General features: G+C 36.7%; 14 protein-coding genes and 2 riboswitches. Of the genes, 1 reads left to right on the top strand and 13 read right to left on the bottom strand.

The window, feature by feature from the left end:
* Positions 1 to 189: a hypothetical protein gene (locus tag ACI3K6_RS01135; protein ID WP_335477827.1), complete on the bottom strand. Its 189-nt coding sequence runs from the start codon at positions 187 to 189 to the stop codon at positions 1 to 3.
* A 185-nt stretch (positions 190 to 374) separates the two neighbouring features.
* A complete protein-coding gene (locus ACI3K6_RS01130) occupies positions 375 to 548 on the bottom strand; it encodes a YozD family protein (protein WP_335477829.1) in 174 nt (57 codons plus the stop codon).
* Positions 549 to 719: 171 nt separating this feature from the next.
* Here ACI3K6_RS01130 and ACI3K6_RS01125 point away from each other — a divergent pair, with 171 nt between their 5' ends.
* Positions 720 to 887 carry a hypothetical protein gene (locus tag ACI3K6_RS01125; RefSeq protein ID WP_335477831.1) on the top strand — a complete coding sequence of 56 codons (168 nt, stop codon included), beginning with the start codon at positions 720 to 722 and terminating at the stop codon, positions 885 to 887.
* On the opposite strand, the gene ACI3K6_RS01120 is transcribed toward ACI3K6_RS01125, so the two are convergent.
* The 11 genes from ACI3K6_RS01120 to ablB all read right to left on the bottom strand — a co-directional run bounded on the left by ACI3K6_RS01120 (position 888) and on the right by ablB (position 13,256).
* Positions 888 to 1,562, bottom strand: a complete 675-nt coding sequence (locus ACI3K6_RS01120) for a hypothetical protein (RefSeq protein WP_435553849.1) — start codon at positions 1,560 to 1,562, stop codon at positions 888 to 890. It lies immediately after the preceding gene.
* 46 nt (positions 1,563 to 1,608) lie between these two features.
* Entirely contained in the window at positions 1,609 to 1,749 is a 141-nt protein-coding gene (locus tag ACI3K6_RS01115; protein ID WP_335477833.1) for a hypothetical protein, read from the bottom strand.
* Between the two features lie 214 nt (positions 1,750 to 1,963).
* Positions 1,964 to 2,803: a DUF2935 domain-containing protein gene (locus tag ACI3K6_RS01110; protein WP_435553355.1), complete on the bottom strand. Its 840-nt coding sequence runs from the start codon at positions 2,801 to 2,803 to the stop codon at positions 1,964 to 1,966.
* Between the two features lie 158 nt (positions 2,804 to 2,961).
* The gene (gene metE, locus ACI3K6_RS01105; protein WP_435553354.1) at positions 2,962 to 5,268 is read right to left on the bottom strand and encodes a 5-methyltetrahydropteroyltriglutamate--homocysteine S-methyltransferase; all 2,307 of its coding nucleotides are present in this window, start codon (positions 5,266 to 5,268) and stop codon (positions 2,962 to 2,964) included.
* A gap of 159 nt (positions 5,269 to 5,427) precedes the next feature.
* A riboswitch (cobalamin riboswitch) is annotated at positions 5,428 to 5,620 on the bottom strand.
* Positions 5,621 to 5,691: 71 nt separating this feature from the next.
* Positions 5,692 to 5,802: riboswitch (SAM riboswitch) on the bottom strand.
* Between the two features lie 130 nt (positions 5,803 to 5,932).
* The gene (locus ACI3K6_RS01100; RefSeq protein WP_435553353.1) at positions 5,933 to 6,415 is read right to left on the bottom strand and encodes an HXXEE domain-containing protein; all 483 of its coding nucleotides are present in this window, start codon (positions 6,413 to 6,415) and stop codon (positions 5,933 to 5,935) included.
* 117 nt (positions 6,416 to 6,532) lie between these two features.
* Positions 6,533 to 8,008 (bottom strand): recombinase family protein, encoded by a 1,476-nt coding sequence (locus ACI3K6_RS01095; RefSeq protein ID WP_435553352.1) that lies wholly within the window; start codon positions 8,006 to 8,008, stop codon positions 6,533 to 6,535.
* A gap of 278 nt (positions 8,009 to 8,286) precedes the next feature.
* Complete coding sequence (locus ACI3K6_RS01090; RefSeq protein WP_435553848.1) at positions 8,287 to 8,520, bottom strand: YozE family protein; 234 nt, start codon at positions 8,518 to 8,520, stop codon at positions 8,287 to 8,289.
* A gap of 574 nt (positions 8,521 to 9,094) precedes the next feature.
* Entirely contained in the window at positions 9,095 to 9,376 is a 282-nt protein-coding gene (locus tag ACI3K6_RS01085; RefSeq protein WP_435553351.1) for a YokU family protein, read from the bottom strand.
* An 11-nt stretch (positions 9,377 to 9,387) separates the two neighbouring features.
* The gene (kamA, locus tag ACI3K6_RS01080; protein ID WP_335480091.1) at positions 9,388 to 10,815 is read right to left on the bottom strand and encodes a lysine 2,3-aminomutase; all 1,428 of its coding nucleotides are present in this window, start codon (positions 10,813 to 10,815) and stop codon (positions 9,388 to 9,390) included.
* 119 nt (positions 10,816 to 10,934) lie between these two features.
* The gene (locus ACI3K6_RS01075) at positions 10,935 to 12,338 is read right to left on the bottom strand and encodes a sigma-54 interaction domain-containing protein (protein WP_435553350.1); all 1,404 of its coding nucleotides are present in this window, start codon (positions 12,336 to 12,338) and stop codon (positions 10,935 to 10,937) included.
* Between the two features lie 63 nt (positions 12,339 to 12,401).
* On the bottom strand, positions 12,402 to 13,256 hold the full coding sequence (gene ablB, locus ACI3K6_RS01070) for a putative beta-lysine N-acetyltransferase (RefSeq protein WP_435553349.1): 855 nt from the start codon (positions 13,254 to 13,256) through the stop codon (positions 12,402 to 12,404).
* Positions 13,257 to 13,359 lie beyond the last annotated feature (103 nt).

Here is a 13,359-nt window from a genome sequence, read left to right as displayed (position 1 = left end):
TTAACTGCTAAAAAAACTAGACAAGAAACTGCCGCTTTTATGCTTCTTTTTATAATGATGATGCCCCATATGATTGTGCTTATAATATTTTTGTTTTTTCCAAGCATCACTGGACGAACCGTAATGATGGTGTTTATGATGAGAACCCAACTTACTTTGGATAATCGATTTAATGATCTTTTTGAACATCCTATTCCCTCCTCCGTCTTCGTAATCATTTATACGAAGCCACTAATAAAAGGTTTCGTGATTTCATAATTTTTCCCTTTTATCTTTGAGGAACACAAACAAAAAGCGGGCAATAAGATGCACGCCTTTCGGTTGATTTATCATAAAGGAATAACTAAATCCCCTAATTTTAAAATAGATATTACCTACTCGTCCTCTACTTCCTCATCAATAATACTTTTTTCAATTAAATATTCGAAGGTAATATCTGCGATTTCCTCCAACTCCTCTTCACTGGGAACGTATCCCCTTTTTACCAGCTCATGAAAGAAAAATTCTGCAATCTCTTCTGTATCAATAAAAACCTCAATTTCTTTCAAGCTATCGCCCCCTTTTTACAGAATGTATGAACCATAAAGCTTTTTCATGCTAGTTACTTAAAAAAGCTTCTGATATAATTTCGTGCTTTTGTGTACAACGTTAAAAAGGAAGTCTTTTTAAGAATGGACAAGCATAAGATAAGTAAAAACAACCATTAGAGGTGTGAGAATATGTCAGAATTAAAATGGAAGTTAGAAGCTTTAAGAAATGATCTGAATCAAGAAGAAAGTCATATCATTAAATGGTTTGAAAGAATAACAGATACCATGTTTTCTATGATTAAATGGGCGGGAATTCCATTCGTCATCTACCTATTAGTTGAAATCATCAGATGGTAGCTATACATGGCTTTTTCCGTCTTCCTTTGAGATGGCTTTCAATTTTTTCAAGATAACCCGCATGACCTGATAATATTCCTGGTCATGAAATAAATTATATAAAATTCGATAATCATTATAGAGATCTAATAGATCATCTATCAATCTCTTCTTTTCTTTTTTTCGGGTGATTTCTTCAAGCTCTGATTGGCGAACTTGATTCTTTATTTGCGACTTAGAATTGTTTTTTTCCTGCTTATTCACTAAGTATAAGAGACCTAGTTTTTGAATAAAGGTGTCCGCACTTTCCGCATCGGCGATTAAAGTAAGTTCGTCCTCCCCGACTTCAAGCCACTCCCCATCATGAACCCTGGAGAGCTCATAAATAACATCTTCCCACGCATCATCTTTAGAACGCCAAATTTCTGTCCGGAAACCAACTACTTTGAAAAGGTCTGCCTCATATCCCTTTACTTGAACAACATCCCCAATGAAAAACTTATATTCAATATCAATATGCTCCTGTTCCAACACCTTGCCATCGTAATCTGACAACGGCTTTAAAGCAGATTCAACAAATAAGCCATGGCTTTTATTTACTTCATATACATACGAACCATCCAGCCATTTTACATCTGTTACATTTCTAAATTTACTGGATCCTTTAAACTTTTGGTTTAAGGTTTTTCCATCCATAATATAAAACAATAAAAAAAACCGCATACCATATTGGTACACAAGTTTACTTTGCTTTAATCTCCGCTCTATCAGGTGGTTTATTTTCTTGACTATTTTGCTTGTAGGTTTTATTAAACAATTCAATTAGTCCCCTAGCCGCTTTATCCGGATCAAAAGTACCTCTTTCTGCATACTTAACTTTCATGGTGAAATCACCTCGTTGTATAATATGCAAGTCGTTTTTGAATGGAATCTTGTCTATTATGTATGTGTTATAATTTTAGAAAAAACGGAAAAATGAACTTATTGAACCGTTGACCCAAAACCTTTCAAAAAAAATAAGAGCTGCTGCAGCAACTCGATTATTACTTTCAAGACCAAATGCTTTACACATTCTCTAACATTAGCTGTTTTCTAGTTTATTGTGTACTGCCTGTAAGATGCGCGTCAAACATATCAATGATTTCAAGAAACCTATCAGCTTCCCGGAAAACATGGTCTGCTAATAAAGGATGAATAATGCTCTTTATTCTACATTGCTCAATTAAATCACGAGCTGTTCTCTTAAAGTCCCTTAGAGAAGCGACCGACACCCGATTTTGATCAAGGAATTGATCTAAAAGAGGAACTGTTTGAGATTGTGGCTTCATAGAATCTAAATCTCTTGCTTGATACAGCAATTGATCAAAATCATTGCTGAAATTGCGTGCTAAATCAACTAGTTTCCTTTCTGATGGATCAAGGAGATGGCCAATAAATTTGGCGTGATCTGCCATAATCCTTAAAAAGAAGACATTTTCTTTAATAATGGCATCTGGAAGCGGTTGTAATTTTCCTTCATTTAATTCCATTAATCTTTTTCTAAAATAATTGGCTTCCCTACTTGTATGGTCAACTAATAGTGGGAAATTATTTTGCCCAGGTAATTTGCATGTGAGAATTAATCCTAATACTTTTCTTTTAAATACGAAAATATTCGTTGCAGCTTGTTGTACCTCGGAATTAAACCTTCTTATTTGTTCGGGGTCTGTTTGGTTATTGAAGGAATAGGCAGTTTGTTCGATTTGTTCAAATAAACGATAAAATTGATTAGCCTCTTGAATGAGTTGTGTATCCTCTGCTCTAAAACCTAATCGAAGAAATAAAGAATGCTCTTTCATGATCCTAGCCCAAAAACGAATTTCATTTAATGAACGCTCAACGAATAGCCCAGATGTAACCCCTGTATCAGCATGTAATTCGCGTTCTTGTCCGTTCATGCTAAGGCCCCCTTAAATACTGCAATTATTCTATTGTTATTGAATAGGTCATTTAAATATTCCTAAAACAGTTCCGCCACATAAATTATTGTTGGGATTATAATTTAACTCAAAGTAAAACGAGACCTAATAAAGATCTCGTTAATGCTTTAAATCTCTTATAAATTAATAGTGTGCTTTGTTCTAAGCTTTTCCCTTGTTTGTTTTGCTGCTTCAACCATCACCTTAAGTGCATCCACCGTTTCATTAATACCGCGTGTCTTTAAACCGCAATCAGGATTAATCCAGAACAGCTTCGGATCAAGTACTTGAAGAGCACGATCAACGTTTCTTACCAGCTCTTCAAGCTTTGGTACACGTGGGCTATGAATGTCATATACACCAAGACCGATACCTTTGTCATACGTATTTTCTTCAAAGGCATGAATTAATTCACCATGACTTCTTGAGGTTTCAATTGAAATAACATCAGCATCGAGTGCTTTAATGGCATCGATAATCTCTTCGAAGTCTGAATAGCACATATGAGTATGAATTTGTGTATCATTTCGCACTGAGGTGGTAGCAAGTTTAAATGCATAAACGGCAGCGTTCAGATAGCTTTCCCAGTTTTCACGTTTTAATGGTAGTCCTTCGCGAATTGCCGGCTCATCGACTTGAATCATATGGATTCCATGAGCCTCAAGTGTTTCCACTTCTTTTCGAAGCGCAAGCGCAATTTGATTGGCAACATCATAGCGTGAAATATCATCCCGTACAAACGACCAATTTAATATTGTTATTGGACCTGTTAACATCCCTTTTACCGGCTTGGTTGTTAACGATTGTGCATATACAGTTTCTTTAACTGTCATTGGTGCTTGATAAGACACGTCCCCATAAATAAGAGGTGGCTTTACACAACGGGAACCATATGACTGAACCCAGCCAAATTTTGTGAATTGAAAACCGGCTAATTTTTCTCCAAAATATTCAACCATATCTGTACGTTCAAATTCTCCATGTACAAACACATCTAAGCCAAGCTCTTCTTGAATATCAATCCATTTTCTTATTTCTGCATTAATATATTCTTCATATTCCGCATCCGTTAACTCGCCTTTACGCCAATTTAAACGCTGTTTTCTTACCTCTTGGGTTTGTGGGAAGCTTCCAATTGTTGTGGTTGGTAGAAGTGGCAATTGAAAAGCCTCTTCTTGAATCTTTTGACGAACATGAAATGGTACTTCACGTTCTACTTTATAGTTAGGCAATTTTTGAATGGCTTCACGAACTTGTTTGTTATATCGAAAAGATGATTCATTTAAAGTTTGAATCACTTTTGTACTTGCCGCCATTTCTTCTTGTATCGCATCTCTTCCAATTTGTATACCTTTTGTAAGGACAGCGACTTCATATAATTTTTCATCAGCAAATGATAATGCTTCCTTTAATACCTCATCGAGTGATTCTTCACTTTTAACGGTCACAGGTATATGCAATAAACTTGATGAAGGTTGTACAATAAGGTGATCTTTTGAAACGACTTTTGTAATCTCTGCTAGGGTGGATAATTTATCATCTAGATTCGCACGCCATATATTACGTCCGTCAATTATTCCAGCAGCAAGCACCTTATCTTTTGGGAAACCATGTTTTTTCAAAGCAATAAGATTCTCACCATGATCATGTACAAAATCAAGACCAATCCCTTGAACAGGAAGTGAAATGACATCTTCGAAATGTTCAATACTATCAAAATATGTTTGTAAAATCACCTTTACGTTTGGTGCCGCCTCATGCAACGTTCTATAAACGCCTTTACATAATGCTACCTCTTCTTTTGAGATTGTTGTAGAGAGAATTGGTTCATCGATTTGTACCCACTCTACACCTTCTTTTTGCAATTCACGTAAAATCTCAGCATAAAGCGGTACAAATTGATCTACAACTGCATGGAACTCACTTTCTTTATACCCTTTTGACAACTTTACGAATGTTACAGGTCCTAAGATAACAGGCTTTCCGTCAATACCAAGTTTTTGCTTTGCCTCTTTATAAAATTGAAGTGGGCGATTTTCGACAAGGGAAGGTATTGCTCTGTCCAGTTCTGGAACAATATAATGATAGTTTGTGTTAAACCATTTTGTCATTTCAGATGCAACCGAACCGTTAGTGCCTCGTGCTATATCAAAATACGTTTCAAGTGATACTTTACCTCCATCGTATTTAAAGCGCTTCGGTACTAGACCGAACATAACAGCAGTATCAAGAATATGGTCATACAAGCTAAAGTCTCCGACTGGGATCAGGTCAATTCCTTTATCCTTTTGTTTTTGAAGATGCTGCAAACGAATCTCCTCGACCTGTTTTAAGAACGCCTCTTTTTCTAGTTTACCACCCCAAAACTGTTCGAGAGCCTTTTTCCATTCACGATTTTCACCAATTCTCGGATAACCCAAATTCGAGCTTTTCACTTTATTCATCGCATTTTTATCTCCTTCTATGTTTGTATTTTCGTCTTCAACTAAAAAATCTCTCTTTTCAATTAGAAAAGAGAGATTTATACGCATAGCTAACTAGAGTTGAGACCATCTGGTTTTCTCAACACGTATTCATCACTCCTCCCTATACATCCGTAGAGTACAAGAGCATACAACAGGCAGGTCTCCTGACTTTGGTTCATCGCTTCTTATCCCTTCCCATTTCAAACTATGAAACAGTGGTTCATGATAAGTCGCTCCCCATTACAGTGGCGGGACCGTGCCGGAATTTCACCGGTCTTCCCTTTTAAGCTGTGTAGATCATACTCACAGCACCTATGCATCTGATATTTAATTTTAAATTAGAAAAAGACATAAGACCCCTCTATTTGAAAATAGAGAGGTCTTCATCACTTATGGAATCCTCTCTTATTTGTCAAAGCAAAATGCTTTGCAGGAATTAGCACCTTTTCAACAAAATTGTTGAATGGTTGCCGGGCTTCACAGGGCCAGTCCCTCCACCTCTCTTCATAAGAGTTTTAATAGTTTATAATGTTCTGAATTTAATAGTCATAATAGCATTAGAAACACGAGCTGTCAAAGTAATTTTCAAAAAACATAAATATTTTGCCTATTTCAATAAAGTTTTTAATCCTCAATCAACCTATTAAGAAGGAGTTATTTTGCCACCCACTTTAAACAAAAAAGGAATAAGTGCCAATAAAATAATTCCTACTACAAATGTTGATATGATTAACTCTTTCCATATAATTATATTCTTTGAAAACATTTGATAGATAACTAATGAATTTATTGGAAGGTTAAGTAATAAACCAGTGAGAAGTCCTGGTGCATACTTTTTCATCAATATGGTCGCAATAAGGTGCGGAAAAATAGCATTTAAAATCATTGAACCTAAAAATCCAATAAACATCCATTTCGCAAAATCTAATTCTGGCATATACAAAAAACTAAATGCAGATAAATAAGCCAAAATAGTTATAAAAATAACAGCAAAAAGGAATTCACTTGAAGAAACTGGCTTTTGAAACCTTGAAGATTGCTGTGACCATTTAGGCAACCATATTGCTTCTTCGATATTATGAAGTGTAATAGCAAAACAAAAAAATATAACAAGATAATAGTCCATATATCTTCCCCCTCTTCAAGTAACTTACATCGTTAATTGAATAAGAATTACGCAATAAATTTTGATAGTCTCAGACTTTCATATGTGTCTGTCATTTCAAATACAAATGAGTTTTATTTATAGCCATTCAATTTCAATCGTGACTTCAGAAGATACTTTTTTTGTATTATGATTTGCTATTTCGTTCGTCGAAAACCAGATTTTCTTTATAAATGTTTTTAGGAAAGTATTACAATCTTCTGGTTCGAGTGTCTCAATCCTAGTTAACATTTCAATTATTTGTTCTAAACGTTGTTGTTCTTTATCAGATTGATTCAAGTTTTCTAATTGAAGATCGATGAATTCAATCTGTTGAACCACTTGTTTGATTTGTCTCTCGTTTTCATCGCTCAATTCCAGAAACTCACTCTTGCTTATTTCTCCATCCGCCCTCATGATGGTTAAATTTCTTTGCCTCTTTTCAAACCTTTCAAACTGCTTTACCATTGATTTTTTTTGGTATGTCAACTTCTTTTCTTCATCCATTGTATCAAGGGTTTTTAATTTTTCTAATGAATTTTTAAAGTCTTCTTTTTTTTCTTTTATCTTTTTTATTACGTAATCTTCTACCGGGAGATACTTGTGCCCTTTATCTCTACAAGTATTATTACTTATTTTATAAAAACAAGATTTTATAAAATCATTCGCTGCCCCATCCACTTGAATGTATCGTTTTCTTCCACAACAGTTACAATGAATAAGGTTTTGCAGTCTTCGTGTTGCTTTCTTTTTATTAAAAAAATTACCCATTGTATTTTCATCCAGTATTTTCTGAACTTCTAACCATTGTGGCTTTGGAATAATTGGTTCGTGAGCATTTTCAACAAATACTTCATCAATTACTCTTCCATTAACTCTTCTACAAGCTTTGACCACCCCATAATAAACAACATTTCTTCTTGCTGCTGAAATATGTGATGTTGTTAAAACTTTGCCACTCCTGCTTCTCCACCCCAGTGTATCTAATTGTTTGGCGATTTCATTCGCGCTAACCCGTTCTAACGTTTTTTCAAATATGTGCCTGATTATTTTTGCTTCCTCTTCAACAATGACTAGACGTTGATTTTCGTCTTTCTCATAACCCAATGGTTCCTTATTACTCATTGTCCACCTACCTTGCTCAGCGGCGGCCAAACGCCCTCTACCCAAACGCTTACGAATTTGTTTATATTCAAAGTTTGCTAACATTGCTTGGAATGAATATAGCATTTCATTACTTTCTTGAGTAAGATCAATAGCCCCTTGAGGTGTCAATATTTTAATATCGTGAGCGATCAACATCGTTTTGACCTGTTCAGCATATGCATTGTCACGGGAGATCCGGTCTATATCCATTACTAAAAGATAATCGTATTCATCTAACTTTTTAAGTAAATTATTCATTTCCGGTCGTTGAGTATTAACACCACTCGATATTTCTTGATATATGTCAAAAGTTAATTTATGTTGGTTGGCCAGTTTAACTAGAGCATTTCGATGACTTGTTAAAATTTCTTCAATATTCAATTGCTCCTCATTTCTTGATAAACGCAAGTATATTGCAGCCAATGCCATTTTTTCGTTCCACTCCATATGTTATATATATTCAAATTTTTCATTTTTTTATAACGAATAAAATTAGAAACATAACATCTGTAATTTTACCAACTGTTCCATATATGGTAATCACGACTGTATCGCCAATCACATATTTTGGTTTTTTTCTCCTCGCCATTTCCTCCCATCCTCTCAATTGTACTTCTTGAAGTTTGTTTACAATAGTATATGCGGGATCTTTTTCAAAAGCGAATGGCTTTTAGAAAATGAAAAAATCGCCCCAATCTAGGCGATTTTCATTTATATTGTTTCTTTTTTTCTGCATTCTGGTATTGCTGCCATGCGTCATCAAAAATAGCCATGGATTCCAAATAATGACCATTCAGTTCAAGATAGGAGCTTAGTTCATCATATTCATATGAATGCTTCGGAAACCCATGATCCATGTAAGCGTGATTAGCAAAACGACTAATAGAGTCCTTTGGATTTGGATGACGATATTTCATTAAAAAATGATAGAATGATTTGATCATCAATTGTTACCTACTTTCCGTCATATTACCGAATACTATAAAGGATTCTCCATTATTCGTCTAGTTTTCCTCATAAAACAAATGGCAGCCTGTTTTCATTAAACCTACAAGTTTCGTTGTTCATCACCCCGATGAAGGACTGTTCCTTTTTGGCTTGACCTCATTTTGTCTTTCATCACCCCGATGAAGGACTGTTCCTTTTTGGATCGATCCCATTTTGTCTTTCATCACACCAATGAAAGACAGTTCCTTTTTGGTTCGACCCCATTTTGTCTTTCATCACACCGATGATAGACAGTTCCTTTTTGGCTCGACCCCATTTTGTCTTTCATCACACCGATGAAGGACAGTTCTATTTATGCTCGACCTCATTTTGTCTTTCATCATACCGATGATAGACAGTTCCTTTTTGGCTCGACCTCATTTTGTCTTTCATCATACCGGTGAAAGACAGTTCCTTTTTGGCTCGACCAAGTTCTGTCTTTCATCACACCAATGAAAGACAGTTCCCATAACACCATACCAAGTTTTGTCTTTCAAAACAAAAGCAGCCCAAAGGCTGCTTTATTTATCAGGAAAAATCAAAATAGTTTCGTTTTAATAAACGAGGTATGGTCATTAATTCTTCAAAGGTAATCGTTTTGCCTACCTTTTTACAATCTATTAAAAATAATTGATCCTCGATTTCTTTCACAATCGTTTCTTTTTGATACACCATTTGACAATCGGGACAGGTGATCGTGGGAGCATCGGTTATTTCAATTGCTCTTGTTCCATCTGGCAATTCCCAATAAACTGAACCGGAGATCATTTCGGCATTTGGTGCCTGGCACCATTCACAAATTTCTTTCAACAAAATCCCTCCTACTCGTTTACGGAGTTGGCTTCAGATTTTTCTGTAGATGGACTATCTTTTTGCACCATGGCCTGGTATTTCTTTTCCTTCATTTCATCGCGTTTGCCACGTTTATCTTTAAGTGTAGAATGAGATGGATCCTGATTATATTGATTTCTTCGATTTAATCGTGACAACCCTTCAGGAATCAAATTGAAATGCTCATCGTTCATGATGCCGGCGATACCTATTAGCGATTTTTTCTCATCCATATCCGGATATACTTCCTTAAAATAACCCTCAGCTCTTCCCGGAACGTAATTTTCCGGCTCTGGATAGGAGGTAATAACCCCTTCAAAATTGCGTAGTACAACCTTTTCAGCACTTTGAGAGATTAAATAATTGGGCTGCAGGGCAATTTTTCCGCCACCGCCAGGAGCATCGACGACAAAGGTTGGCACAGCATAGCCGCTAGTGTGCCCGCGAAGTCCCTCAATGATTTCCAACCCTTTTGAGACAGGAGCACGGAAATGACCAATCCCTTCTGATAAATCACATTGATAAATGTAGTAAGGGCGGACACGAATTTTTACGAGGTCGTGCATTAAGCGCTTCATAATCGGCACACTGTCATTAATTCCGGCAAGAATGACCGATTGGTTCCCGACAGGTACCCCGGCATTTGCGAGCATTTCACAAGCTTTTTTAGAATCCTCGGTGATTTCAATGGAAGTGTTGAAATGGGTATTCAGCCAAACGGGGTGATATTTTTTCAGGATATTGCAAAGATTTTCGGTAATCCTTTGCGGAAATACTACTGGAGCTCTTGTACCGATCCGAATTATTTCCACATGATCAATTTCACGTAAGTTTTTCAAGATATATTCCAAAATATTATCGTTGATTAACAGGCCGTCACCACCGGATATTAACACATCTCTTACTTGTGGTGTTTGGCGAATATAGGAGATGGCAGCATCGAGTTGTTTCTTCGGGACTCCCATTCCGATTTGTCCGGAAAAGCGTCGTCTAGTACAATAGCGGCAATACATCGAGCACTGATTGGTTACCAAAAACAGCACACGATCGGGATAGCGGTGCGTCAACCCTGAGACTGGTGAATCTTCATCCTCATGAAGCGGATCTTCTAAATCATATTTCGTTTTATAAATTTCCTTGGAGATTGGAACAGACTGCATGCGAATCGGACAGCGCGGATCATCTGGATTCATGAGTGAAGCATAATAAGGAGTAATATTTAGCGGGATGGTTTTGGTTGAAATGCGAACGCCCTCCTCTTCATCAGGCGTCAAATGAATGACCTTTTTCAAATCATCTAATGTGCGAATGGTATTCGTTAGTTGCCATAGCCAATCATTCCATTGCTCTTCCGTCACGTCTTTCCATAGTTCAATATCTTTCCAATACCTCGCTGGCTTATATAAAAATTGTTTCATGCACCATTCCTCCTACATATGCTTTACTAAATAATATGCAAGGAACGTGCCAACGCTAAAAGGAGTAACAGCCCTTTTGTTAAGGCATTCATTATTTATGAGAATAAAAAACGTGCCGATTACTCGGCACATTCAATGGCTACCTTTTTCAATTTGTATTGCAGAGTTTGTCTGGGAATTTCCAACAGCTTGGCCGCATGTTTGACATTCCCATTACATTGATTCATCGCATCGATAATTAACCGTTTTTCTAAATCGTCGATATTTTTTCTTAATGACATGCATTCCTTATTTTCAACTTTCTTTATGACTGGCCTTTGCTGCTGCAGCATGAATGGCAAATCTGTGCAAGTTAAACTGGATCCTTCACACACATTCATCATATACTCCAACGTATGCTTTAATTCTCGGACATTTCCAGGCCAAGGATATTCTTCGAGAAACAGCTTCAACTCTGGATCTAATTGATGAATGTTTTTGTGCAATTTTTTATTAAATTCTTTTAGAAAATATTCCGTTAAAAACAGGATATCCTCCTTCCTCTCTCTTAATGGAAGAAGGGAAAAAGTAAATACGTTTAAACGGTAATAAAGATCGGAGCGCAAGTTCTGATTTTGAAGAGCTTTGCTTGGATGGACATTCATCGCGGCAATCACTCTGACGTTCACCAAAATATTTTCCGAGCTCCCCACCCTTCTCACCATGCCATCTTCCAAAACTCTAAGCAATTTGGCCTGAAGCTCAATGGGCATCGTATGTAATTCATCCAAAAAAAGGGTACCGCCGTCGGCCAGCTCAAATAAACCTTTGCGATCAACTGCACCTGTATAACTTCCCTTTGAAGTACCAAACAGGATACTCTCCAGCAATGTTTCCGGGATTGCCGCACAATTCTGCGCAATAAACGGGCCATTTGCTCGTAACGATTCATGATGAATTCCTTGGACAAATAGCTCTTTACCGGTACCGCTCTCACCATATACGAGAATCGGAGAATCTGATTTTGCCAGCTTCCTTGCTTCGTCCTTTAATTTTAAAAAAAGAGGATGGATGGTCTTAAGATCGTTTAATGTATAGTTTACTTGTCTGGTTGTCTTTTTTCTGCCCGTTTTATTTAATCCCCTTTGCAAATCAAGCAGTCGTTCCGAAAGAATTTTCATTCGTGAATAATCCTTGGCAATCTCCACAGCCCCAATGATTTCTTCCCCTACAAAAATGGGCAAGGTCGTGTTGATGGTATCAATCCTCGAGCCATGTAGATTAACGTACTCCTGGGTTTGGTTAAAAATCGGCTTCCCCGACTTAATCACCTTCAATAAAGTGCTGGATTCTTTTGTAAGGGAAGGAAAGGCTTCAAATAGGTGCTTTCCTAATACCTCATTCACTTCCATCCCATCATGTCTTGCAGCCACTTCATTATAAAAAATGGTTTTTCCATCTATATTCACAACATGAATACCTTCATCGATACTTTTTAAAATTGCCGTTAATACTTCTTGCGTTAACGCAGTTAATTGGACCATGTCTGCCCCCCATTCCCATCAACATGAATCAGTGCCTAATTTTCAGCACGCAAAGCCAAATACCTAGCAGCTTGCCAAATCTTTCACCCACATATTCATGTTTTCAAGCTTGTCATAAATATAGACATTATTCATTAACCTGCCCCGATAAGCAAAGCCCAATTGGAATAACACGGCATTCATCCCAAACGATAATGCACGGGCAATCGAATAGGCACAATAGATCCCCTTTTGTTTTAATTCCTTTTCCAGTTCCATTAGGATCAATTTCATCAACCCGTATTTCCGATGTTCCGTTAGCGTTGCACAATCGGTTAACTCGGCATTTTTATAAAATAAATTCAACTCCGCAGATGCAGCACTAACGATTTTTCCCTTATAATAATAACCGTAATAAATCGTTCCTTCCTTCATGGTCTTTTTTATATATGCCGGGTCATGTAACGGGGTTGGATAAATTTGAAAAACGTGTTTATACAAAGTAGAAAGATCGTCTGCGCAGCTTTCATTTACTTTCCGTAACTCATATTCCTTTGGTGGCAATGATTTTTGAGAATTAACATTTAACTGATAAATACTGTGAATCATACCATCTTCGGTAACCCAATGATCGTTTTTCTTTCGTTCAGTTGTATAATATTTTGTGAGTAAATAGGCATCAGATCCGTGAAAATAACGATCAATCACTCCTTCAGGCTGAAGACCAAACTCGAAAAAAGGAATGGTGTCCTCCTTGCGCCCTTTTATTATTAATTTTTCTGCTTGATGCTCATGGACCAATTCCTCGACCTTACTCAGCAATTGTTTTAGATTTCCACGGTAGTCATCCACTCTAATCCGTTTGTTAAATGGGTCCAGACAAACCTCAAGATAATAGCTGCTCTCGTCTATATAAACAGTAGTTGCCAATTGATTCATCGAGGTCACTCCCTTTTATTCGAAAAAATGCCTGGCCCGGGGAAAGCCAGACATTTTTACTAAAATAACTATTCTTAATAAAATATTACTTGAATTTTCACTA

Origin of the sequence: Neobacillus solisequens (assembly GCF_051233465.1) — a bacterium.
Classification (GTDB): domain Bacteria; phylum Bacillota; class Bacilli; order Bacillales; family Cytobacillaceae; genus Neobacillus.
Note: the sequence above shows the minus strand (reverse complement) of the source record. Positions and strands in the feature narration are given on the sequence as shown.

Coding starts and splice junctions, on each gene's coding strand:
- ACI3K6_RS01135 (WP_335477827.1), bottom strand. CDS start 189: ATGTTCAAAAAGATCATTAAATCGATTATCCAAAGTAAGTTGGGTTCT.
- ablB (WP_435553349.1), bottom strand. CDS start 13,256: ATGAATCAATTGGCAACTACTGTTTATATAGACGAGAGCAGCTATTAT.
- ACI3K6_RS01115 (WP_335477833.1), bottom strand. CDS start 1,749: ATGAAAGTTAAGTATGCAGAAAGAGGTACTTTTGATCCGGATAAAGCG.
- ACI3K6_RS01120 (WP_435553849.1), bottom strand. CDS start 1,562: ATGGATGGAAAAACCTTAAACCAAAAGTTTAAAGGATCCAGTAAATTT.
- ACI3K6_RS01125 (WP_335477831.1), top strand. CDS start 720: ATGTCAGAATTAAAATGGAAGTTAGAAGCTTTAAGAAATGATCTGAAT.
- ACI3K6_RS01075 (WP_435553350.1), bottom strand. CDS start 12,338: ATGGTCCAATTAACTGCGTTAACGCAAGAAGTATTAACGGCAATTTTA.
- kamA (WP_335480091.1), bottom strand. CDS start 10,815: ATGAAACAATTTTTATATAAGCCAGCGAGGTATTGGAAAGATATTGAA.
- metE (WP_435553354.1), bottom strand. CDS start 5,268: ATGAATAAAGTGAAAAGCTCGAATTTGGGTTATCCGAGAATTGGTGAA.
- ACI3K6_RS01110 (WP_435553355.1), bottom strand. CDS start 2,803: ATGAACGGACAAGAACGCGAATTACATGCTGATACAGGGGTTACATCT.
- ACI3K6_RS01095 (WP_435553352.1), bottom strand. CDS start 8,008: ATGGCATTGGCTGCAATATACTTGCGTTTATCAAGAAATGAGGAGCAA.
- ACI3K6_RS01100 (WP_435553353.1), bottom strand. CDS start 6,415: ATGGACTATTATCTTGTTATATTTTTTTGTTTTGCTATTACACTTCAT.